This is a genomic window from Streptomyces sp. NPDC059875 (assembly GCF_042731085.1).
Lineage (GTDB): Bacteria > Actinomycetota > Actinomycetes > Streptomycetales > Streptomycetaceae > Streptomyces.
In genome coordinates this window covers 295937-318019 of record NZ_JBHWJZ010000002.1, presented here as the reverse complement: position 1 = coordinate 318019, position 22083 = coordinate 295937, and the positions used below count along the sequence as shown (strand labels likewise).

15 protein-coding genes and 1 pseudogene are annotated in these 22083 nt (G+C 70.1%); 8 read left to right on the top strand and 8 right to left on the bottom strand.

Annotated features, from left to right (window positions below; translation table 11 throughout):
• Positions 1–153: 153 nt before the first annotated feature.
• The 4 genes from ACFV9D_RS03385 to ACFV9D_RS03370 all read right to left on the bottom strand — a co-directional run bounded on the left by ACFV9D_RS03385 (position 154) and on the right by ACFV9D_RS03370 (position 6359).
• Complete coding sequence (locus ACFV9D_RS03385; RefSeq protein WP_385140128.1) at positions 154–3834, bottom strand: LamG domain-containing protein; 3681 nt, start codon at positions 3832–3834, stop codon at positions 154–156.
• A gap of 750 nt (positions 3835–4584) precedes the next feature.
• Positions 4585–4836 (bottom strand): hypothetical protein, encoded by a 252-nt coding sequence (locus ACFV9D_RS03380; protein WP_385140125.1) that lies wholly within the window; start codon positions 4834–4836, stop codon positions 4585–4587.
• Positions 4833–5189 carry a hypothetical protein gene (locus ACFV9D_RS03375; protein WP_385140122.1) on the bottom strand — a complete coding sequence of 119 codons (357 nt, stop codon included), beginning with the start codon at positions 5187–5189 and terminating at the stop codon, positions 4833–4835. The genes ACFV9D_RS03380 and ACFV9D_RS03375 overlap by 4 nt, the downstream gene beginning before the upstream one ends.
• 192 nt (positions 5190–5381) lie before the next feature.
• Positions 5382–6359: an AraC family transcriptional regulator gene (locus ACFV9D_RS03370; RefSeq protein ID WP_385140121.1), complete on the bottom strand. Its 978-nt coding sequence runs from the start codon at positions 6357–6359 to the stop codon at positions 5382–5384.
• 120 nt (positions 6360–6479) lie between these two features.
• On the opposite strand from ACFV9D_RS03370, the gene ACFV9D_RS03365 reads away from it, so the two are divergent.
• The 5 genes from ACFV9D_RS03365 to glgB all read left to right on the top strand — a co-directional run bounded on the left by ACFV9D_RS03365 (position 6480) and on the right by glgB (position 15496).
• Positions 6480–7421, top strand: a complete 942-nt coding sequence (locus ACFV9D_RS03365) for an SDR family oxidoreductase (protein ID WP_385140118.1) — start codon at positions 6480–6482, stop codon at positions 7419–7421.
• Positions 7422–7756: 335 nt separating this feature from the next.
• Positions 7757–9742, top strand: a complete 1986-nt coding sequence (locus ACFV9D_RS03360) for an alpha-1,4-glucan--maltose-1-phosphate maltosyltransferase (RefSeq protein ID WP_385140115.1) — start codon at positions 7757–7759, stop codon at positions 9740–9742.
• Complete coding sequence (treS, locus tag ACFV9D_RS03355) at positions 9739–11448, top strand: maltose alpha-D-glucosyltransferase (protein WP_385140113.1); 1710 nt, start codon at positions 9739–9741, stop codon at positions 11446–11448. The genes ACFV9D_RS03360 and treS overlap by 4 nt, the downstream gene beginning before the upstream one ends.
• Positions 11449–11688: 240 nt before the next feature.
• Positions 11689–13038, top strand: coding sequence for a maltokinase (locus ACFV9D_RS03350; protein ID WP_385140110.1), 1350 nt, complete (start codon positions 11689–11691; stop codon positions 13036–13038).
• A gap of 175 nt (positions 13039–13213) precedes the next feature.
• Positions 13214–15496, top strand: coding sequence for a 1,4-alpha-glucan branching enzyme (glgB, locus tag ACFV9D_RS03345; protein ID WP_385140107.1), 2283 nt, complete (start codon positions 13214–13216; stop codon positions 15494–15496).
• On the opposite strand, the gene ACFV9D_RS03340 is transcribed toward glgB, so the two are convergent.
• Positions 15483–17714 carry a HelD family protein gene (locus ACFV9D_RS03340; RefSeq protein WP_385140104.1) on the bottom strand — a complete coding sequence of 744 codons (2232 nt, stop codon included), beginning with the start codon at positions 17712–17714 and terminating at the stop codon, positions 15483–15485. The genes glgB and ACFV9D_RS03340 overlap by 14 nt on opposite strands.
• A 132-nt stretch (positions 17715–17846) precedes the next feature.
• Here ACFV9D_RS03340 and ACFV9D_RS03335 point away from each other — a divergent pair, with 132 nt between their 5' ends.
• Positions 17847–18869, top strand: a complete 1023-nt coding sequence (locus tag ACFV9D_RS03335; RefSeq protein WP_385140102.1) for a DUF6817 domain-containing protein — start codon at positions 17847–17849, stop codon at positions 18867–18869.
• Between the two features lie 174 nt (positions 18870–19043).
• Positions 19044–20270, top strand: a pseudogene (thrS, locus tag ACFV9D_RS03330) (threonine--tRNA ligase); the annotation flags it as partial.
• Here thrS and ACFV9D_RS03325 read toward each other — a convergent pair.
• Positions 20267–20602, bottom strand: coding sequence for a thioredoxin family protein (locus ACFV9D_RS03325; protein WP_385140100.1), 336 nt, complete (start codon positions 20600–20602; stop codon positions 20267–20269). The pseudogene thrS and the gene ACFV9D_RS03325 sit on opposite strands and share 4 nt — an antisense overlap.
• Positions 20603–20606: 4 nt before the next feature.
• Positions 20607–20999 carry a MerR family transcriptional regulator gene (locus ACFV9D_RS03320; protein ID WP_329115735.1) on the bottom strand — a complete coding sequence of 131 codons (393 nt, stop codon included), beginning with the start codon at positions 20997–20999 and terminating at the stop codon, positions 20607–20609.
• Positions 21000–21083: 84 nt separating this feature from the next.
• Here ACFV9D_RS03320 and ACFV9D_RS03315 point away from each other — a divergent pair, with 84 nt between their 5' ends.
• Positions 21084–21500: a pyridoxamine 5'-phosphate oxidase family protein gene (locus tag ACFV9D_RS03315; protein ID WP_385140097.1), complete on the top strand. Its 417-nt coding sequence runs from the start codon at positions 21084–21086 to the stop codon at positions 21498–21500.
• A gap of 48 nt (positions 21501–21548) precedes the next feature.
• Here the strand turns inward: ACFV9D_RS03315 and ACFV9D_RS03310 are convergent, their stop codons facing one another.
• The gene (locus ACFV9D_RS03310; RefSeq protein ID WP_385140095.1) at positions 21549–22082 is read right to left on the bottom strand and encodes an Lrp/AsnC family transcriptional regulator; all 534 of its coding nucleotides are present in this window, start codon (positions 22080–22082) and stop codon (positions 21549–21551) included.
• Position 22083 lies beyond the last annotated feature (1 nt).

Here is a 22083-nt window from a genome sequence, read left to right as displayed (position 1 = left end):
ACGACGGAACGACTCCTTCTGATCATTCGATCAAGGTGAGGAAGATTGGGGAACCTGGGTAGGGGCCCAGGCGGTCAGCCTTGATCGCGGCGGGGCGCACGATCGCGCCCCGCCCCGTTGCTGAGGTATGTGTGCGAGAAGGCGTCGGCCAGTTCAGAGACCGACGACGGCTTCCAGCTGCTGCTCGTTGCTCAGCGCCCCCGCCCACAGGCGGATGTCACTGATCCGACCGGGCAGGTAGCTGCCCCAGGCACTGTCGGTCCAGCCCTTGCCGACGGTGAAGCCGGATCCGACGGTGGCCTGGTACACCAGCGGGACACTCTCCTGGGCGCCGCCGACGTAGAGCCGGATCGTCTGCGAAGTGGCGTCGAACACGCCGGTCAGCCGGATTTCGCCCTCGGGGGTGAGTTCCTCACTGTGCGCCGAGACACCCGATCCGTCAGACGTCAGGCGACCGAAGTGCCAGCGGCCCACCGGCACCTGCTTGACGATCACCTCGCCGGTCTCCTCGTCGATCACCGGATCATCCCCGGCATCGACCTCGGCGTCCCGCATTCCGGTCTTCTCGAACCAGATACCCCACGAGGATCCCGTCCCGGCCTGCTGGCCCAGGACCTGCATTCGGGACCCGTTCGGCATGGTCTCCAGCTTCTTCGTGTCCACGTCCACGGCAGTGGACACGGTGAAGGAGCCGGTGTCGTCCACCAGGGGACGGTCCGTCGAGGCGGAGTCGTCCACTCCGTCCAGGACGATGTCCTCACCGTTCAGAGAACCGCCCGAGGCCATGGTCAGCGTGCTGCCGTAGCCGCTGGTGTCCTGAAGGGAGGAACCGGAACCACCCGCCGGGTTGTACTGGGCGACCAACTCGACGTAGCCCCAGTCCTGCGCGTCCTTCGCCCCGGTCTCGACCGCCATCTCCTCTGGCGACAGCGGCCGCTGCCACATGGCCACTTCGTCGATCTGCCCGGGGAAGTAGTCCACGTAGGAGCCTGCGTACTTGGCACGTCCGACCTGAAGCCCGCCGGTCGAAGCCAATACGCCTGTGGTGAAGGCTTTGCTTCCCTGCGGGACGCCATTGACGTAGAAGTTGATCTGCTTGGTCGTGGTGTTCACCACAACGCCGAGGTGAGTCCATGCCTTGGACTGCGGGGCATTCAGCGCGTTGATGCGCTGTGTGCCGTTGTTGTCGGCCAGCCGGACGCACCAGGTCTGAACGTCCGAGCAGTAACTCAGGAAGAAGGCGCTGCTGTTGGCGCTGTCCTGCCCCAGAACCGTGACGTAGGTCGAACCGGCGGTGTCCAGTCGTGCCCAGGCCGTCATGGTGTAGGAGGCCTGGGTCTCGACGACCTGCTGCGTGGTCGATGCCGCTCCCTGGGCGGTGCTGGTCAGCGACAACGTCCGGTCCTGCGATTTGGAACCGTCCGCAGCAGTAAGTTCTCCTCGCCGTCCTTGCTCGGTTCGCGTCGCGCCGGAAGCAGTGAGGGTCAGATTGTTCTGCAGCGCGGTGTTGGTGGTGGAAGTGTCCAGAGCCACTCCGGACGCCTCGTTGAAGTCCCAGCGGCCGACAGGTCCTGATCCCTCGCTGACCAGGAACTTCACCGCCGCCTCACCGACACGCCCCAGGGAGTCCTTGGCCTGAACGTTCAGGACGAAGGTGCCGGACACCGGAGGGGTAATGCTGGTGGTGTACGCCCCTGAGGTCGCGGCCTTCCAGCCGCTCCAAGCCGCTCCAGACGAGAGCTTGTACTGGTAGTGGGTATTCGAGTCACCCGTGGCAGGACTGAATGTGAAAGAGCCAGCCTGCCCCGGAGCACCGGCCGGGACGCAGGAACCGCCCGTGACGCATTCGGAATACACCGAGTTGAACTTCACGACCGGAGCCTTGGGCGCGGTGGGATCTACCTTGAAGTAGCACCAGGAGGCGCCGCCGCTGCTGAGCGGCTGGGTGTACGAAGTGTTCGGGTAGGACTGCGTGTTAACGGTGAAGCGGTAGAGGGTGCCTTCCTTGAGGGCGACGTTCCATTCCTTCGGCTGGTTCGGGAAGTCCTTCACCGTCATGCTGTACGACAGGTGGCCCGTGGTCGGGGCCAGGGATCCCGTCGTCGGCTGCGGCGCGTCGAACCACGTGCCGTCCGGGTTCTTCCCGTCCACGTCGAAGTACAGCCGCAGCATGGCGCCACTCTCACCACCGGAAACGGTGCGAGGTGTTGCCACGAGGATCGGCGTGGGGTCGGAGACCGTGGTCGGAGCGGACTCGGACTTGCTGCAGATCTGCGTGGAGCCCGAGGGGAAGCCGTGCTCGGCCGGCGTCGCCGGCTTGCTCACGTACGTCACCCTGACTACCGCGTCGTCGTCGAACCGCTTCCAGGCTTCCGTGTCCGTCTCGTCATGCGCCGACAGCCTCAGAGTCAGTACGCTCAGCTTGCCGTCAGCGAACGACCGGACGGTCGACGTCAGGTTCTCATCAGCCTCCGCCGGGTTGTCGTTGAACTCGATCACGGCGCGCGGCTGGGAGGGGGAGCACGCTGTTCCCCGGCCTGCGGACACGTAGCGGTCCCCCATGTGGTCCCGGACGGTCGGGCCCGGATACCTGGAGGACGAGGAGATCGGGTCGGTACGCTTCAGGTCCACCCATCGAGCGCTGCACGAGAACGACCAGGTCTCCGTCACAGCGAATGTGGCGTCCAGGACATGCTTGCCCTTGAGCTTTTCGGGCGTGAACTCGAAGTACATGCGGTTCACGTAGCCCGAGCCGCAGTAGTACGACACGCCGCCGATCACCGCGGAACCGCACTTGCCGACACTCATGCCGTTGTCGCCGCCGGAGAAGTTGTAGAAGACATCACCGTCCGAAGACAGCACCGTGCGCTCCGACTCGTTCATCTCCACCGACGGGTCGATGTAGAGCGGAAAGTCCTCTTCCTCAGTGGCGGCGATCAGGTCGCTGTCAGGCACGACCGTCAGCGAGTCCTGCTCCAGCTCCACATCCATCACTGCGGACTCGTCGCCGGGCCCAGGGCCGGCCAGCGGGTCACCCTCCTCCGGAGCAGCCACCGGCTCCGGCGTCTCCTCCTGCGTGGAGGAGTCTTCGGCGGAAGCCACGGAGAGAGCCCGGAGGCCCGCGCTCTGCGTGCTCACTCCCGTGGCCGGTGCCGCCGCGCTGTCGTCGCCGGCGGAGTTCCACATCTGGGCGGCCGGCGAGCGGAAGACCACCTGGCCGTTGCCGTCCAGCGCTTCCACACTGCCCACCGCGCCCTCGCGCAGCCGCAGCCCGTCGGCCTTCAGGCCATACGCGATCGACTTCAGCTCGGGCAGCGCCGCCGCCTTGGGAGTCTCCACCTCCAGTACCTGGCGGAAGCCCTCAACTGTCGCAGTGAGGATCAAGTTCACGTCCGGCAGGACGTTTTCGTAGACGACGCGCTCACCATCGAGCGTGGGCTCAGGCAGCCGACCAGGCCAGCCCATCGATACCGACTGTCCGTCCTGCCCGATCGTCACCAGGCCTTCGCCTGCACCGCCACCGGAGAACGACAGGTCCACCACGGCGGCCTTCGGGCCGATCGAACCGTCCTCTCGCCGTACCAAGGTCGCGTCGGGCTTCGCCCAGCCGTTCCCTGCATCCACCCGGACCGGAACGATGGACTTCTCCAGCGTGAACGTCGCGCCATCAGGGTTCGCGAACACGGTTTCGCGCTCGGTCCGCTCCCCCGGTACCTCCACCCGATCACCGGATGCGGCGGCTTCCTTCAACGCCTGCTCGGACTCCGTCAGAGCAACTGCAGGAGCGTCATCCGCCGCGGCAGGACCAGCGGTCAGCGTCGATGCGACGCTCATCAGGACCATCCAGGCCGTCGTCAGAGCGAGTACACGCCCTCTTCCATGGGCCCGCTTCGCGCGCCTCAGTCTCACTTCATCCCCCACCCGTAACTGCAACGGACACGAAACACGCACGGTCCGGCATGACATGCGACTCACATGCACATGAAGTGAAGATCAAGAACTATTCGTGACCTTCGTGTGCGGCGATCCAATGGCCTAGGTGACACCCTGTCAACGCATCTGACCTGCGCATATGAGTCATGCATGCGGGTGCGGATCAGACATCTCATATCGACTGCCGCGAACAAATCGGAGATATGCCCCACCTTGGGGTGACGGAGATAACAAACTGTGGGCGACAAGCGGAACCTTCTGCCAGGAACCCCGATGGAAGGCAGGTGAATGCCGACCGTTCTCTGGTACCCGACCCAAGACGGTGGGCCGGATTACGCCAGCGAGTTCTCGGCGAGCAGCCGGGCCGCCTCCTGCGTCCGCCGGGTGGTGAGATGGCGGGCCGGGGACTCCGACGAGGTGCGACAGGCGGCCGTGAACGCGGAGCGGGACATGCCGACCTCACGGGCGAGGGGGTCTATCGTCCAGAGCTGGGCAAGAGGGTGGCGATCACCACCAGGGCGCGGCTGATGCCGGGGTGGCGGAGTACGGGCTGCGGCCGGGTTGGCGGCGAGGTCGCACAGCAGGGAGCGCAGGCGGAATTCGGCGCGAAAAGGAAACGTCCCAACCCCCGAAGCGGGTCGGCGCGTCAGGTCAGATCCACGTCACCTGTCGGATGTAGACGCATTCGCTGCGCGGAACGATGAGGTAGACGAACATCCCGTGGGGCACCCGGGCCGTCTCTCCTTTGGGCCCCATCTCCTCGTAGACGGTGCCGTCGAGGTAGAAGGCTTCAGCGGCCCTGACCAGCTCATCGGCTCTCTTCTCGACCTCGGCGACGAACGCCGGCGGAGCACCTCCGGTGACGTACTCCTCGCTGGGGTCGTACTCCCACCTCCAGGTCACTCGGACACCGCCCGCGCGGCCTCGTCGTCCACGGAGCGCAGCTCGTCCATGGCGGGGCGGAAGGCCGAATCTTCTCGGCTCGTCGTCCGATGCACGGCCTCGAGCGCCCGGTCGCGTCGCAGAAAAAGGTCTGGACGCCGTTCGATCTCAACCTGTGCCGCCCAGTACGCGACCCACTGGTGGATGTGGCCGATCTTGCCCGTCTCGGCAGCGAACTCGAACGCCTCTTCCTTGGCCTTTTCCATCTCGGTCAGGCGGTGCGGGGCGACGCGTGCCATGGCAAGTCGCAGGGCTTGCGGAGTGCGCTCGGGGCGGGGGATCAGCTCCCCGCCGTCGATTGACTGTGTACTCATGGTGTCCTCCAGGGTGGCCCGGGCCAAGCCTAGCCAGCTGGGGCGGGAAAGTGTCTGCGCTGTCTGTGCTGGTAAGCCGCTCCTGCGAACAGCCGAGTGAGCGACGGCGGCGCTGCACGCAGAGCATGTCGGCGTCCGGGCCAGGCCGGCACCGCGCTCACGGCAAGAGCCCCCGGGAGCCCGGAACCGGGTTCACGCAGCGTTGTCGATGCCCGCCCGATACTCCCCCGGCGTCACCCCGAACCACTTCCTGAACGCCAGGTGGAAGCCGACCGCGCTCTGGTAGCCGACGCGGGACGGGACACCGGACTGGGGCAGGGAGGTCTCCGTGAGCAGACGGGCCGCCTCCTGCATGCGGCGGCAGGTGAGGTGGCGGGCAGGGGACTCGCCGACGAGGTCGCGGAAGGCGGCCGTGAACGCGGAGCGGGACATGCCGACCTCGCGGGCGAGGGAGTCGATGGTCCAGGGCTCGGCGAAGCGGGTGGCGATGACCACCAGGGCGCGGCTGATGCCGGGGTGGCGGAGCATGGGCAGGGAGGTCGGGTTGTCGGCGAGTTCGCGGAGCAGGGGGCGCAGGGCGAGTACGAGGGCCATCTCGAAGGCGCGCAGCGTGATCAGCCGGTCCCCGGGGCCGACGGGGCGGTCGGTGGAGGCGAGCAGCCGCAGGGTGTCGCGGAGCAGGGGCTCGCGGTCGACCTGGGCGCCGTCGAGGACGAGCGCCCAGGGCAGCGAGGTGTAGAGGCCGGTGGCGGCGCTGGCGTCGTAGTGGAGTCCGGCGCACAGCAGTCGGCTCTCGGGACCGGTGCCGTCGATGACGATCTCGCCGGAGGTGCCGGGCCGGCGCTCGGGCAGCACGGCCTTGAGCGGTACGCCCTGGCGGTCGGGCCGGTCGGAGAGCCGGTGGGCCATGCCGGTCGGGAAGACGATCAGGTCGCCGGCGCGCAGCTCCAGGGGCGTCCGGTCGTCGCCGGTGATCCAGCAGCCGCCCTCGACGATGTAGTGCAGCACGGCGCAGCTCTGTTCGGCGTCCCCCTCGATGGCCCAGGGCGCGCGGACGTGCCAGCGGCTGTCGAAGACGCCGGTGAGGCGGAGCGGTTGCAACAGCTCGCTCAGGAGGTCCTCGCGCTCGCCCCCATGCCGGTCGTCACGGTCGGTTCCCACGATGTCCATGGACGATCCTTCAACTTCCGCCCCGGTTTGTTAATTGAACGGTCGAAGCCGCCGCCGCCAGCCTGAAAGGTGCCGTCACGGCAGCAGCCGCCCCAGCCTATCGAAGGGCCTCAACCACACATGTCCAGTCAGATTCCGATGCGGGTCGCGGTCGTGGGAGCGACCGGCTTCCAGGGGGGCGCGGTGGCGCGTCTGCTCGCCGAGCGGCACCACCGCGTACGCACGCTCACCCGCCGTCCCGCGGGCGACCGCCCGCCGCTGCCCGGCGCCTCCTTCGTGGCCGGCGACCTGGCGAGCGCGGCCGACGTCCGGCGCCTCTTCGAGGGCACGACCCATGCCGTGGTGACGATGCCTCTGGTGTACGAGCCGGAGCGGATACGTCTCTACGCGCGCAACATCGCCGTCGCGGCCCTGGAGGCCGGCGTCGCGCGCCTGGTCCACAACTCCAACACCCGTGTCCCGCAGGGCCCGACCTCGGTGGCGGCCTTCGAGACCCGGCGGATCGCCGAGGAGGTGCTGCGGGACAGCGGCGTCCCGCTGGTCGTCGTACGGCCGCCGGTGTATCTGGACAACCTGTTCTCGCCGTGGAACGGCCCGGCCCTGGTCGACGAGGGCGTTCTGGCCTATCCGCTGCCCGCGTCCACGCCGACGGCGTGGCTGTCGCACCGGGACCTGGCGGAGGCGGTGCTCGCGGCGCTGACCGTGGAGGGTCTCGACGGCCGGACCTTCGACATCGGCGGGACGCACTCGCTGACGGGCACGGAGCTGGCCGACGCCTTCGGCCGGGGGCTCGGCCGGGCCGTGCGGTACGTCCAGCTGCCGCCGGCGGTCTTCGAGCGCGGCCTGGCCCAGTTGCTCGGGCCGGACACGGCGGCCGGCGTCGCGGGGATCTACCACTACATGGCGACGGGCGCCGACCCGCTGCTTCTGGCGGCCGACGACGGGGTGTCGGCCGAGGTGCTCGGGGTGCGCCCGGCGCCGGTGGACGAGTGGGTGACGCGTCAGCCGTGGCAGGTGTGGGCCGGCGACGCGGAGGAGCAGTCGCCGTCCGCGCAGGGCTGATCGGCGGCGGCGGTCCGTCGGCCCGATCCACCGGGCCGGTACGCCTGATCCGTACGGCCGTTCGTGAACCGGTCCCGTCCCACAAGGACGGGGCCGGTTTCTTGTGGGTGCCGTGTGCTTGTCCGTACGGCTACGTCCTAGTAGTTAACAAAGCGCCGGATTGGCCACCCGAACGTGGTGGAAGGCTCCCCCGGTACACCCCCGTGGACCCGCCATTCGAGTGAACGCGGACAGGAGCGGCCATGCCCGCAACCCGCCAGCCGTCGACGGAGCTACAAAGAGCGCACCACCACCCGCACCCCCGTAAACCCTCAGGTGATGCTGTGAATCCGCTCATGGGACGTATTCCCGTACTGGACGTCCGCCCGCTGGTCGACTGCGGCCGCCGCCCCGCGAAGGCGGTGGCCGGCGAGACGTTCGAGGTGTCGGCCACCGTCTTCCGCGAGGGCCACGACGCCGTCGCCGCCAACGTCGTGCTGCGTGGGCCGTCAGGACGCCCCGGCCCTTGGACCCCGATGCGTGAACTGGCCCCCGGTACCGACCGGTGGGGCGCCGAGGTCACGCCGGACGCCGAGGGCCTGTGGACGTACACGGTCGAGGCGTGGAGCGATCCGCTGGCGACCTGGCGGCACGCCGCGAAGATCAAGATCCCGGCGGGGATCGACTCCGAACTCGTCCTCGCCGAGGGCGCCGAGCTGCACGAGCGGGCCGCGAAGGGCGTCCCGAAGAAGGGCGGCGGCCGGGAGGCCGTACTGGCCGCCGCGGACGCGCTGCGCGACGAGTCCCGCCCCGCCGCGGCGCGGCTCGCGGCGGCGCTCGCCCCGCAGGTGACCGGGGCCCTGGACCGGCACCCGCTGCGCGAACTGGTCAGCTCCTCCCCCGCGTTGCCCCTCCAGGTGGAGCGCGAGCGGGCACTCTTCGGCTCCTGGTACGAGTTCTTCCCGCGCTCGGAGGGCGTGAAGAAGGTCCGCGGCAGGACGGTCGCCGGGACGTTCCGTACCGCGGCCGAGCGGCTGCCGGCGATCGCCGCGATGGGCTTCGACGTCGTCTATCTGCCGCCCATCCACCCCATCGGCACCACCCACCGCAAGGGGCCCAACAACGCGCTCGCGGCGAGCCCGAGCGACGTGGGCGTGCCGTGGGCGATCGGCTCCCCGGAGGGCGGCCACGACGCCGTCCACCCGGACCTGGGCACGATCGAGGACTTCGACGCCTTCGTGGCGCGCGCCCGCGAACTGCGGTTGGAGATCGCGCTCGACTTCGCGCTGCAGTGCTCGCCGGACCACCCGTGGGTGGAGAAGCACCCGGAGTGGTTCCACCACCGCCCGGACGGCTCGATCGCCTACGCCGAGAACCCGCCGAAGAAGTACCAGGACATCTACCCCGTGGCCTTCGACAGGGACATGGACGGGATCGTCGCCGAGACCGTGCGGGTCCTGCGGCACTGGATGGACCACGGGGTACGGATCTTCCGGGTCGACAACCCGCACACCAAGCCGGTGGTGTTCTGGGAGCGGGTCATCGGCGAGATCAACCGGGCCGACCCGGACGTGATCTTCCTGGCGGAGGCGTTCACCCGGCCCGCGATGATGCACACCCTCGGCGCGATCGGCTTCCAGCAGTCGTACACGTACTTCACCTGGCGCAACACCAAGGCGGAGCTGACGGAGTACCTCACGGAGCTGTCCGGGGACGCGGCGGCCTCCATGCGGCCGAACTTCTTCGTGAACACCCCCGACATCCTGCACGCCTACCTCCAGCAGGGCGGTCGGCCGGCCTTCGAGGTGCGAGCGGTGCTCGCCGCCACGCTCTCGCCGACCTGGGGCATGTACGCCGGGTACGAGCTCTGCGAAGGCACCGCGCTCCGGGACGGCAGCGAGGAGTACCTCGACTCCGAGAAGTACCAACTGCGGCCCCGTGACTGGGAGTCGGCAGAGCGCTCGGGGACCACGATCGCGCCGCTGATCACCACGCTCAACCGGGTCAGGCGGCGCCACCCGGCCCTGCGCCGGCTGCGGAACCTGCACTTCCACACAACCGACAACGACGCGGTGATCGCGTACAGCAAGCGGTCGGGTTCGAACACCGTTCTGGTGGTCGCCAACCTCGACCCGCACCACACCCAGGAGGCCACGGTCTCGTTGGACATGCCGGAACTCGGCCTCGACTGGCACGAGACCGTACCGGTGCGCGACGAGCTCACCGGCGAGACCTATCACTGGGGCAGGGCCAACTATGTGCGCCTCGAGCCGGGTGTCACGCCCGCGCACGTCTTCGCTCTGCGACCGTCCCCGCCGATCGGAGGGTCACCCACATCATGACTGTCAACGAACCCGTCCCCGACACCTTCGAGGACACGCCTGCAAAGGACCGTGACCCGGACTGGTTCAAGAGGGCCGTCTTCTACGAAGTGCTCGTGCGGTCCTTCCAGGACAGCAACGGGGACGGCGTAGGCGACCTCAAGGGCATCACGACCAAGCTGGACTACCTGCAGTGGCTCGGCGTCGACTGCCTCTGGCTGCCGCCGTTCTTCAAGTCCCCGCTGCGGGACGGCGGCTACGACGTCGCCGACTACACCTCGGTGCTGCCGGAGTTCGGCGATCTCGCCGACTTCGTGGAGTTCGTCGACGCGGCGCACCAGCGCGGCATGCGCGTGATCATCGACTTCGTCATGAACCACACGAGCGACCAGCACCCGTGGTTCCAGGAGTCGCGCGCCCACCCCGACGGGCCGTACGGCGACTACTACGTCTGGGCCGACGACGACAAGCAGTTCCAGGACGCGCGGATCATCTTCGTCGACACGGAGACGTCGAACTGGACCTTCGACCCGGTGCGCAAGCAGTACTACTGGCACCGGTTCTTCTCGCACCAGCCGGATCTCAACTACGAGAACCCGGCGGTGCAGGAGGAGATCCTGTCGGCGCTGAAGTTCTGGCTGGACCTCGGCATCGACGGCTTCCGGCTGGACGCGGTGCCGTACCTGTACCAGCAGGAGGGGACCAACTGCGAGAACCTCCCGGCCACCCACGCCTTCCTCAAGCGGGTCCGCAAGGAGATCGACGACCACTACCCGGACACGGTGCTGCTCGCCGAGGCGAACCAGTGGCCGGAGGACGTGGTCGACTACTTCGGCGACTTCGCCTCGGGCGGCGACGAGTGCCACATGGCGTTCCACTTCCCGGTGATGCCGCGGATCTTCATGGCGGTACGGCGGGAGTCGCGTCACCCGGTCTCGGAGATCCTGGCCAAGACCCCGGCGATCCCGGACCGCTGCCAGTGGGGCATCTTCCTGCGCAACCACGACGAGCTGACGCTCGAGATGGTCACGGACGAAGAGCGCGACTACATGTACGCGGAGTACGCCAAGGATCCCCGGATGCGGGCCAACATCGGCATCCGGCGGCGGCTCGCCCCGCTGCTCGACAACGACCGCAAGCAGATGGAGCTGTTCACCGCGCTGCTGTTCTCGCTGCCCGGTTCGCCGGTGCTGTACTACGGCGACGAGATCGGGATGGGCGATAACATCTGGCTGGGCGACCGGGACGGGGTGCGGACCCCGATGCAGTGGACGCCGGACCGGAACGCGGGCTTCTCGTCCTGCGACCCGGGCCGGCTCACGCTGCCGGCCATCATGGACCCGGTCCACGGCTACCAGGTGACCAACGTGGAGTCGGGGATGGCCTCGCCGTCCTCGCTGCTGCACTGGACGAAGCGGATGATCGAGATCCGTAAGCAGAACCGGGCCTTCGGGCTCGGCTCGTACACGGAACTGCCGTCGTCGAATCCGGCGGTGCTCGCCTTCCTCCGGGAGGACGGCGACGATCTCGTGCTCTGCGTGAACAACTTCTCGCGGTTCGCGCAGCCGACGGAGCTGGACCTGCGGCAGTTCGACGGGATGAGCCCGGTGGAGCTGATCGGTCAGGTGCGGTTCCCGGCGATCGGACAGTGGCCGTACCTGCTGACGCTTGCGGGTCACGGCTTCTACTGGTTCCGCCTGAAGAAGGCCCGGTCGGCCACGAGCTGACGAAAAAAGCCCAACTGCCCGGGGTGGGGCGGGTTTCCCCCGCGCCACCCTGGGCACTGTGTCCCACACACGGTCGATTCAGGTCCATACGGGCCTTCTTGTCGGGCCCATATGGATCTTCCCCTCCCGACACGTCCCGCACTTCCGGACAGTCGAAGCCGCCATCCGGGACACTCTGCGCATTTGAACTCGATTCACGCGAACTCGAATCTGCGCCCCCCGGGGAAAGGACGCGATGCCATGCCGGAGACCGCATCCACCACCCGGGCCCCGGCCGCCCTCCTCCCGTCACTCGCTCCCCTGCTCCATGAATGGCTGCCCCGGCAGCGCTGGTTCGCGGGCAAGGGCCGCCGGGTCATCGGATTCCAGCTGGAAGCGGCCACCGAGCTGCTGCCGCTGGACGGCGCGGGACCCGGGCTGCTGCATCTGCTCGTACGGGTCGAACAGCCGGGACGCCCGGCCGGGACGCCCGTCGACTGTTACCAACTGCTCCTGGGCGTACGGACCCAGCTGCCGCCCCGCCTCGCCCCCGCCCTGATCGGGCGGATCCGGCAGGGGCCGCTGGCCGGCCGGGCGGTCTACGAAGGGCTGCGCGACCCGCGGCTCGCCGGGCTGCTCTACGAGCGGCTGCGCACACCGGGTCGGATCGGCCCGCTGAGTTTCCACGGCTCGGCCGCGCTGCCCCCTTCGCTCGCGCCCCGGGTCCTGGACGCGGAGCAGTCCAACTCCTCGCTCGTGTACGGCGATACGTACATCCTGAAGATCTTCCGCCGGGTCAGCCCCGGGGCCAATCCGGACCTGGAGCTGCCGCTGGCACTGGCCCGGGCCGGCTGTGCGCGGGTGCCGGCGCCGGTGGCCTGGTTCGAGTCGGGCGCCAGCACGCTCGGGGTCCTCCAGCCGTATCTGCGGGACTCCCGGGACGGCTGGCGGCTGGCCCTCGACGCGCTGGCGGAGGGGCGGGAGTTCGAGGCCGAGGCGCACGCGCTGGGCCGGGCGACGGCCGAGGTGCACCTCGCGCTGGCGACGGCGCTGCCGACCGAGCGCCTGCACCGGACGGAGGCGGAGCAGCTGGCCGAGGAGATGGACCAGCGGCTGCACGCGGCGGCGCAGGCCGTGCCGGCGCTGCTGCCGTACGTGCCGGGGCTGCGGGCGGTCTTCGCGGCGGCGGGCGACGCGGTCGGCTCCGGTCTGCTCCAGCGGGTCCACGGCGATCTGCACCTGGGGCAGACGCTGCGGGCGGCGGAGGGCGGCTGGGCGGTGATCGACTTCGAGGGCGAGCCCGCGAAGCCGCTCGCGGAGCGGTGCCGGCCGCAGCCGGCGGTCCGCGACGTCGCGGGCATGCTCCGCTCCTTCGACTACGCGGCGCGCACGCACCGCCCGTGGAACGCGGAGTGGGCGGCGCGCTGCCGCGCGGCCTACTGCACGGGCTACGCGGAGGCGTCGGGCACGGACCCACGCACGGATCCGGCGCTGCTGCGGGCGTACGAAACGGACAAGGCGGTCTACGAGGTCGTCTACGAGGCCCGCCACCGCCCGGACTGGCTCCCGGTCCCGATGGCCGCGATCGAACGTCTGGCGGGAGCGGAGTGACCCGGGCGCGCCGCCGCTCTTCCGATTGCCCACGCAGGGACAGGGTGCACGCGCACGTGTGCGCGAGGCCCGTTCGGCGGAGTGTCCTGTGCGGGCCGGCGCACGTTGCGGTTGCGTGGGAACCGGCGCATCTTCCCCAGCCCATCCTTCCGACCCCCTTGCAGGAGGCATCCCCGTGACCGCCCGATCCGCTCGCAAGACGGCAGTGCCCCCGGCGAAGACCCCCGCGCCCCGGGCGGCCCAGGAGCCCGTACGACCCGTACGGAAGAAGGTGCCGCCGCTCGACGCGGGGGACCGGGCGCGGCTGCTCGCCGGGGAGCACCACGACCCGCACGCCCATCTCGGCGCCCACCCCGTCCGCGGCGGCATCGCGATCCGGGTCCTGCGCCCGTACGCCCGCGAGGTCACCGTCCTCGCCAAGGGGAAGCGCACCCCCTTGCACGACGACGGGGACGGCTTCTTCTCCGGGCTCCTGCCGCTGCTGCGCAAGGTCCCCGAGTACGAGCTGCGCGTCCGCTACGACGGCGACGAGCTCGCCCTCCACGACCCGTACCGCTTCCTGCCCGCCCTCGGCGACCTCGACCTCCACCTGATCGGCGAGGGCCGGCACGAGGAGCTGTGGAAGGCGCTCGGCGCCCGGCCGATGGTCCACCAGGGCGTCGCCGGCACCCGGTTCACGGTCTGGGCCCCCAACGCCCGCGGCGTCCGCGTCACCGGCGACTTCAACCACTGGGACGGCACGGGTCTGCCGATGCGCTCCCTCGGCGCGACCGGCGTCTGGGAGCTGTTCGTGCCCGGAATCGGCGAGGGCGCGGTCTACAAGTTCGACATCACACGCCCCGACGGCTCCCACACGCTGCGCGCCGACCCGATGGCCCGCCGCACCGAGTGCCCGCCGAACACCGCCTCGATCGTCACCGACTCGTACCACGAGTGGAGCGACGGGGCGTGGATGACGAGCCGCGGCGCCCGCCCGCACCACGAGGCGCCGTTCTCCGTCTACGAGGTCCATCTCCCGTCCTGGCGCCCCGGTCTGACCTACCGACAGCTCGCCGAGCAGCTGCCGGCCTACGTCCGCGATCTCGGCTTCACTCACGTGGAGTTCATGGCCGTCGCCGAGCACCCCTTCAGCGGCTCCTGGGGCTACCAGGTCACCGGCTTCTACGCGCCGACCGCCCGCATGGGCACCCCCGACGACTTCAAGCACCTGATCGACGCGCTGCACCGGGCCGGGATCGGCGTCCTGATGGACTGGGTGCCCGCGCACTTCCCGCGCGACGACTGGGCCCTCGCGGAGTTCGACGGCCGGCCGCTGTACGAGCACGAGGACCCGCGCCGGTCCGCGCACCCGGACTGGGGCACTCTGGAGTTCGACTACGGCCGCAAGGAGGTGCGGAACTTCCTGGTCGCCAACGCGGTGTACTGGTGCGAGGAGTTCCACCTCGACGGCCTGCGGGTGGACGCGGTCGCCTCGATGCTCTACCTCGACTACTCGCGCGAGCACGGCGAGTGGCTGCCGAACGAGTTCGGCGGGCGGGAGAACCTGGACGCGGTCGCCTTCCTCCAGGAGATGAACGCGACGGTCTACCGGCGCTGCCCGGGGGTCATCACCTTCGCCGAGGAGTCGACGGCCTGGGACGGCGTCACCCGGGCGACCGACCAGGTCGGCCCCGGCGGCTTCGGCGGTCTGGGCTTCGGCATGAAGTGGAACATGGGCTGGATGCACGACTCGCTCGGCTACGTCGAGAAGGAGCCGGTGCACCGCAAGTACCACCACAACGAGATGACGTTCTCGATGGTGTACGCGTACAGCGAGAACTACATCCTGCCGATCTCCCACGACGAGGTCGTGCACGGCAAGCAGGCGCTGGTCTCGAAGATGCCCGGCGACTGGTGGCAGCAGCGCGCCAACCACCGGGCGTACCTCGGCTTCATGTGGGCCCACCCGGGCAAGCAACTCCTCTTCATGGGCCAGGAGTTCGCCCAGGGCGCGGAGTGGTCCGCCGAGCACGGCCCGGACTGGTGGCTGCTCGACCCCTCGTACGGGGCGGAGGCGGACCACCGGGGCGTACGGGATCTGGTGCGCGATCTGAACACGGTGTACGGGGCGACGCCGGCGCTGTGGGAGCGGGACACCGTCCCCGAGGGCTTCCAGTGGGTGGTGGGGGACGCGGCCGAGGACAACGTCTTCGCCTTCCTCCGCCACGACGCCGACGGTTCGCCGCTGCTCGCGGTCTGCAACTTCTCCCCCGTCGTCCGGCACGACTTCCGGCTCGGGGTCCCTGACTCGGTCGCGGCCTGGGCCGAGGTCCTGAACACGGACGAGCTGCGGTACGGCGGCAGCGGCGTGGTCGGCACGGACCCGGTCAAGACCGAGTCCGTGCCGTCCCACGGCCGTTCGGCGAGCGTGCGCATGACGCTGCCGCCGCTGGCGACGGTCTGGCTCAGGCCTGCCTGATGATCCCCAGCCGCTGAGTGGCCCGGGTCAGCGCCACGTACAGGTCGTTGATGCCGTGCGTGGCGCCGGCCCGGATGCCGTCCGGGTCGACGACGAGGACCGTGTCGAACTCCAGGCCCTTCGCCTGCCGGGGGTCGAGGAGGACCACCGGGCGGGTCAGGTCGGGCGTCGGGCCGTACGAGGCGTCCGGCAGCGCGGCCGTGAGGCCCGGGTGCAGGCACGGTGGGGCGATCACGGCGAGCCGGCCCTCGGTCCGCAGTTCGGCGGCGACGGCGTCGGCGGTCTCCTTCACCGGGTCCTCGACGGTCCGCTCCCAGGGCTCGACGCCGGTGGACCGGACCGAGCGGGGCGGCTCGAACGCCGGGTCGGCCTCGCGCCGGACGTCGGCGGCGACTGCCATGATCTCGGCGGGGGTGCGGTAGTTGACCCCGAGCCGTACGAGCTCCCAGCGGTCCTCCACGTACGGCGTGAGGATGTTCTCCCACGAGCCGACACCCGCCGCGTCACCGGTCTGGGCCGGGTCGCCGACCAGGGTCATCGAGCGGGTCGGGCTGCGGCGCATCAGCAACCGCCAGGCCATCGCGGACAGTTCCTGCGCCTCGTCGACGATGATGTGGCCGAAGGCCCAGGTGCGGTCCGCGGCGGCGCGTTCGGCGGCGCTGCGGTGGTCGGCCTCCTCGTGCCGCTCGGCGAAGCGCTCGGCGTCGATGATGTCGTGCGCGGCGAGGACCTCGGCGGCGTCCTTGTCCTGTTCCTCCTTGTCCTCGAACTCGTAGGTGCGCGAGGCGTACGAGACGTCGAGGACGCCCTGCGCGTACTGGATCTGCTTCTCCCGCTCGGCCTCGGCCGCGGCGCGGGCGGCCGAGTCGTCCACGCCGAGGAGTTCGGCGGCCTCGTCGAGCAGCGGTACGTCGGCGGGGGTCCAGGGTCCGCTCTCGCGCCGGATCGCGTCGGCGTCCTCCGTACCGAGGTGGGTCGGCTCGGCGAGGTAGTCGGCGAGGAAGGACTCGGGGGTGAGCGGCGGCCAGAGGGTGTCGATGGCAGCGTGGACGTCGGGGCTGGCGGCGACGCCCTTGGCGAGCAGGGCGATGTCGTCGGGGCCGAGGAAGTTGGGACCGCCGTAGGGGTCGGCGCCGATCCGGTCGGCGAGCTGCTCGGCGAGCGCGTCGAGGAGGTGGAAGACGAAGTAGGGCCGGGCCAGGTTGTGCGGCAGGTGGGTCTCGCGGGCCTTGTGGCGCGCTTCGAGGGCCATGTCCCAGTCAATGATCAGGTCGCCGTCGTCGTGCGGCACGATCAGCGGCGTCCCGCGCTCGGGCACCTGCTGCCGGTCCCGTACGGCCTGGGCCAGCGCCTCGGCCATGGCTCCGGCGCCCTTGACGGCGGCGGCCCGGGAGGTGTCGGTGCCGGTGGCGCGGACGCCGGGGAAGAGTTCGCCGGGGGTGGCGAGGAGAACGCCGGTCTCGCCGAGGGAGGGCAGGACGTTGCCGATGTAGCCGAGGAAGGCGGGGTTGGGGCCGACGATGAGGACGGCGCGCCGGGCGAGCTGCTCACGGTGTGCGTAGAGCAGGTACGCGGCCCGGTGCAGGGCCACGGCGGTCTTGCCGGTGCCGGGGCCGCCCTCGACGACGAGGACGCCCCGGTGCGGGGAGCGGATGATGCGGTCCTGCTCGGCCTGGATGGTCTGCACGATGTCGTGCATGCGCCCGGTGCGGGCGGCGTCGAGCGCGGCGAGCAGCACCTCGTCGGCGTCCCGGTTCTCGTGTCCGGTGCGGGTCTCGTCGGCGAGGTCGAGGACCTCGTCGTGGAGCGCGGTCACCTCGCGGCCGTGGGTGGTGATGTGCCGGCGGCGGCTGAGCCCCATCGGCTCGTATCCGGTGGCGAGGTAGAAGGGGCGGGCGGCCTCGGCGCGCCAGTCGACGATCAGCGGCGTGCGGTCCGCGTCGTCCTCCCTGATGCCGATCCGGCCGATGTGGTGGTCGCGCCCGTCCCGGAAGACGAGCCGGCCGAAACAGAGTCCGGCCTCCCCCGCGTTGAAGGCGGCGAGCAGCCCGGACTGCTCGGCCACCATCACATCCCGCTCGAGCCGGCCCTGGTTGCCGACCCACGGCGCCTTGAGCGCGCTGCCGACGGCCGCCTCGGCGCGGTCCCTCAGGTCGTCGAGTCGTGCGTAGAGCTCTGTGATGAATTGCTGCTCGTTCCGAAATTCCTCGGTTGACAATTCGACTCCCGGCGCGATACAGTGCGTTTATTGAGCTTCTCCGCGTCTTTCGTTGTGCGCAGACACGGAATCCATGAATATACGCGAGAGATAACCCCGACTGCAATTCTAGTCGGGGTATTTTCATGTCTCATGGGGAGAGACAAGGCCCGCGATCTGCTGATCGCGCACGGAGCGGACACACTGCACCACCCCGGCGGGACCCTGCTCGCCCACCTGGACCGGGTCGAGGCCCGGCTGGCCGCCTGGGGCGCCCGGGACGACCTGCGGCTCGCCGGCCTGTGCCACGCCTTCTACGGGACGGACGGTTTCGCCGAGCACGTGCTGCCTCTGGAGCGGCGGGACGAGCTCGCGGCGGCGATCGGCGCGGAGGCGGAGGCGCTCGTGTATTTCTACGCGAGCTGCGACCGGGCGTTCTCCTACGGCCGCCTCGGGCGCGAGGACGGTCTCTTCCGTGACCGCTTCACGGGCGAGACATTCACGCCGACGGGCGAGCAAAAGGCGGACTTCGCGGAACTGACGGCCGCGAACGAACTGGACGTGCTCCAGGAGAACGGCGCGTTGCGGGCCCGGCACGGGGGCGGTCTGCTGAAGCTGTTCACCCGGTGGCGGTCGCTGCTGAGCGAGGCGGCGTTCAAGGACGCGCGGGAGACCCTGGCCCTCAAGGGCGAGGAACGCGAGGCCTTCCTGAACGGCCTGGAGCGGGGCGACGTCGTCACCGGTGTCGTGTCGGTGATCGCGAGCTTCGGCGTGACCTTCGTGGAACTGGGCGGCGTGGAGGGGATGATGAACATCCCCGAGGTGTCCTGGGGTGTCTACGACGTCCCCGGTGACGTCATCCGGGAAGGACAGGAGCTGACCTTCGAGGTCCTGGGCGTCGACCTGAGCCGGGAAAGGATCTCCCTGTCCCTCAAGGACCTGGAGCCCGACCCGCTGCGTGCCTTCGCCCGCGCCGGCTTCGGCGGTGTCCGAACGGGGCGCGTCACGAAGAAGGTTCCGTCCGGCGTCTTCGTCCTCGTCGCCGACGGTGTCGAGGCTCTCGTCGACCGCGACGACCTCGACGGCCGCTCGCCGCAGCCGGGGGACGAGCTGGCCTTCGAGGTCACCGCCGTCAACGTGGTCACCCGCCGCGTGCGACTGACCCTGCGCGAATAATCCCGCGCGCCCCGTCCGCACCCCCTGTTAGCGTCACACCCATGAAGCGCGCTGCCGTGATCACGACGACGCCGGAGAGTGTCCCGGCGCGCTGACTGCTGACCAGTGACGAAGCCCCGGGGCGAGTGCCCCGGGGCTTCGTGCTGTGGTCGCTCGCCCGCTGTCCGCGAGGAGACCACCGTGCACGACCACCGCAAGCTCGGCCGCGAGCTGGACCTGTTCGACACCGACCCGCTGATCGGCGCGGGGCTGCCGTACTGGCTGCCCGACGGGGCCGTCGTGCGGCACAGCCTGGAGGAGTACGTCCGCGCCGCCGAGCGCCGGGCCGGGTACCGCCATGTGTACTCGCCCGTGCTCGGCAAACGCGAGCTGTACGAGATCTCGGGGCACTGGGCGCACTACAGCGACGACATGTTCCCGCCGATGGAGCTCGGCGGCGAACAGGTCGTACTGCGGCCGAGCCTCTGCCCGCACCACGCGGTCATGTACCGCTCCCGCGCGCACAGCTACCGCGAGCTGCCGCTGCGGATGGCCGAGCTCGGCGGCATGTACCGGTCCGAACTCTCCGGCGTCCTCGGCGGGTTGACCCGGGTCCGGGCCATCCAGCTGAACGACGCGCACATCTTCTGCACCCTCGATCAGGTCGCCGAGGAGGCCGCGGGCGCGCTCGAGCTGATCCGGCGGGCGTACGAGGCGATGGGCATCGAACCCGCCCGGTACCGGCTCTCCCTGCCCGGGCCCGGCGGCAAGTACGTCGCCGCGCCCGAGATGTGGGAGCGGTCCACCGCCCTGCTCACCGAGGTGCTCGACGCCTCGGGGCTCGCGTACGAGGCGGCGGAGGGCGAGGCCGCGTTCTACGGCCCGAAGATCGACGTGCAGGTCGTGGACGGCGCCGGGCGGGAGTCCACCCTGTCGACCGTGCAGATCGACTTCCACCAGCCCGAGCGCTTCGACCTGCACTACATCGGGGCGGACGGCGCCAAGCACCGGCCCGTCATGATCCACCGCAGTGTCATCGGGAGCGTGGAGCGGGCCGTCGCCCACCTCGTCGAGCAGCACGGCGGCGCGTTCCCCGCCTGGCTGGCGCCTGTTCAGCTGGTGATCCTGCCGATCTCGGAGTCCGAACTCCCGAACGCCGAGGCGCTGGCCGCCCGGTGCGCCGAACGCGGCCTGCGGGCCGAGGTCGCGGGCCCGGAGCGGGGCACCCTGGGCGCCCGGATCCGGGAGGCCCGCCTGGTCCCGTACCAGGCGGTCGTCGGCGCCCGGGAGGCGGCCGACGACCGTGTGGCCCTGCGGCTGCGCGACGGCCGCCGGCTCGACCCGCTGCGCTCCGACGAGGTGCTCGACCGCGTCGAGGCCCTGGTCGGGTCCCACAGCACCGAGCTGTGGGAGGAGTCCTAGGCCAGGACGTCCTCCAGTTCCTGGAGGAGACGGCGCTTCGGGCGGGCGCCCACCATCGACTTCACGGGTTCGCCCGCCCGGAACACCATCAGCGTCGGCGTCGCGAGCACCCCGTAGCGCACCGTGATCTCCGGGTTCCTGTCCACGTCCAGCTGGACGATCCTCAGCCGGTCCGCCTCCTCCTCGGCGACCGCTCCGAGCACCGGCCCCAGCTGGCGGCAGGGGCCGCACCAGTCCGCGGTGAACTTCACCAGGACCGGCAGCTCCGCGCCCAGTACCTCGGCGTCGAAGTCCGCGTCCGTCACCTCGGTGACACCCTCGACCTGCATCATTCCGTCATCCTCCGAGTTCGCACGTGGGTTCCGGGCCTCCGGGCAGCTCCGCCTCGGCCCGCAGCAGCTGTGCGGCGACCTGGGCGCGTACCGCCTGGAGCTGCTCGACGAGTCCGTCCAGCTCCGCGAGCTTGCGCCGGTACACGTCGAGCGAGGCGGGACAGGCGTCCCCCGCCGGGTGCCCCGCCCGCAGGCAGTCGACGAACGGCCGGGTCTCCTCCAGCTCGAACCCGAAGTCCTGCAGGGTCCTGATCTGCTGGAGGAGACGCAGGTCGTCCTCGTCGTACGTGCGGTAGCCGTTCTCCGTGCGCCGGGCGGCCAGAAGGCCACGGGACTCGTAGTAGCGCAGAGTCCGCGTGGTCGTTCCGGCCCGCTCGGCCAGCTCGCCGATTCGCATACCGTCGAACGTAAGCCTTGACGCCGACGTCAAGGCAAGCGGACGAAAGACGCGGCTCGAGGTGGTCCGTGCTAGGCAGGAACCATGAAGCACGACGAACTGCTCCGGTTCCTCCGCGGGCACAGGCTGGCCGTGCAGGCGTCCGTGGCCTCGGACGGGGCGCCTCAGGCGGCCGTGGTCGGGTTCGCGGTCACCGACGACCTGGAGATCGTGTTCGACACGGTCGAGACCACTCGCAAGCACGAGAACCTGACCGCCGATCCCCGGATCGCGCTGGTCGTCGGCTGGGACGCGGTCACCGCGCAGATCGAGGGCGTCGCGGACTTCCCTCGCGGCCCGGAGCTCGAACGGCTCCGGGAGTCCTACTTCGCCACGTACCCGGACGGGCGCGACCGCCTCGCCTGGCCGGGGATCACCCATGTGCGGGTACGGCCGCGGTGGGTGCGGTACAGCGACTTCACGGTGGAACCGCCGAGGATCGAGGAGCTGACACTGCCGTAGGGCGGGGGTGGGGCTCGAAGGGGCCACCGAGCCGACCGGCGTCGGTGGTCAAGACCCGTTTCCGGTGCCGGGCGGAAGCAGTGGCTTGCGCTCCACCGGGGAGGACAGGACGATCGACGTGGTCGTCCGGCCCAGGGCCGAGGTCTGTTCCAGGATCTCCTCGAGGTGGATGGTGTCGGTGACGGCGACCTTGAGGATCCAGCAGTCCTCGCCCACGACGTGGTGGACCTCCCGGATCTCGGGCCGGGCGGTGAGTTCCAGGGTCCGTGGGTGCTTGAGGGTGTAGCCGCCGTGCGGGTTCACGCGGATGAAGGCCTGGATGCCGTAGCCGAGGCGGGCCGCGGAGACATGGGCTCCGTAGCCGGTGATCGCCCCGCACGCCTCCAGGCGGCGCACCCGCTCGGTGACGGCCGCGGGGCTCAGCCGGACGCGCCGGCCGAGCTCGCTGAGCTTGATCCGGCCGTCGGCCTGGACGAGCTCGAGAATCTGCCGGTCGATGGGGTCGAAGGCGCCCGCCGAGGTTTCTTCGGCGGTGGAGCGCAGATGCCGTGGTTCCTTCGGTGCGGCGGCCGTGACTCCCATG

Coding starts and splice junctions, on each gene's coding strand:
- ACFV9D_RS03350 (WP_385140110.1), top strand. CDS start 11,689: ATGCCGGAGACCGCATCCACCACCCGGGCCCCGGCCGCCCTCCTCCCG.
- ACFV9D_RS03385 (WP_385140128.1), bottom strand. CDS start 3,834: ATGAGCGTCGCATCGACGCTGACCGCTGGTCCTGCCGCGGCGGATGAC.
- ACFV9D_RS03365 (WP_385140118.1), top strand. CDS start 6,480: ATGTCCAGTCAGATTCCGATGCGGGTCGCGGTCGTGGGAGCGACCGGC.
- ACFV9D_RS03310 (WP_385140095.1), bottom strand. CDS start 22,082: ATGGGAGTCACGGCCGCCGCACCGAAGGAACCACGGCATCTGCGCTCC.
- ACFV9D_RS03375 (WP_385140122.1), bottom strand. CDS start 5,189: ATGAGTACACAGTCAATCGACGGCGGGGAGCTGATCCCCCGCCCCGAG.
- treS (WP_385140113.1), top strand. CDS start 9,739: ATGACTGTCAACGAACCCGTCCCCGACACCTTCGAGGACACGCCTGCA.
- ACFV9D_RS03320 (WP_329115735.1), bottom strand. CDS start 20,999: ATGCGAATCGGCGAGCTGGCCGAGCGGGCCGGAACGACCACGCGGACT.
- ACFV9D_RS03335 (WP_385140102.1), top strand. CDS start 17,847: ATGGGGAGAGACAAGGCCCGCGATCTGCTGATCGCGCACGGAGCGGAC.
- ACFV9D_RS03360 (WP_385140115.1), top strand. CDS start 7,757: ATGGGACGTATTCCCGTACTGGACGTCCGCCCGCTGGTCGACTGCGGC.
- ACFV9D_RS03325 (WP_385140100.1), bottom strand. CDS start 20,602: ATGATGCAGGTCGAGGGTGTCACCGAGGTGACGGACGCGGACTTCGAC.
- ACFV9D_RS03315 (WP_385140097.1), top strand. CDS start 21,084: ATGAAGCACGACGAACTGCTCCGGTTCCTCCGCGGGCACAGGCTGGCC.
- ACFV9D_RS03370 (WP_385140121.1), bottom strand. CDS start 6,359: ATGGACATCGTGGGAACCGACCGTGACGACCGGCATGGGGGCGAGCGC.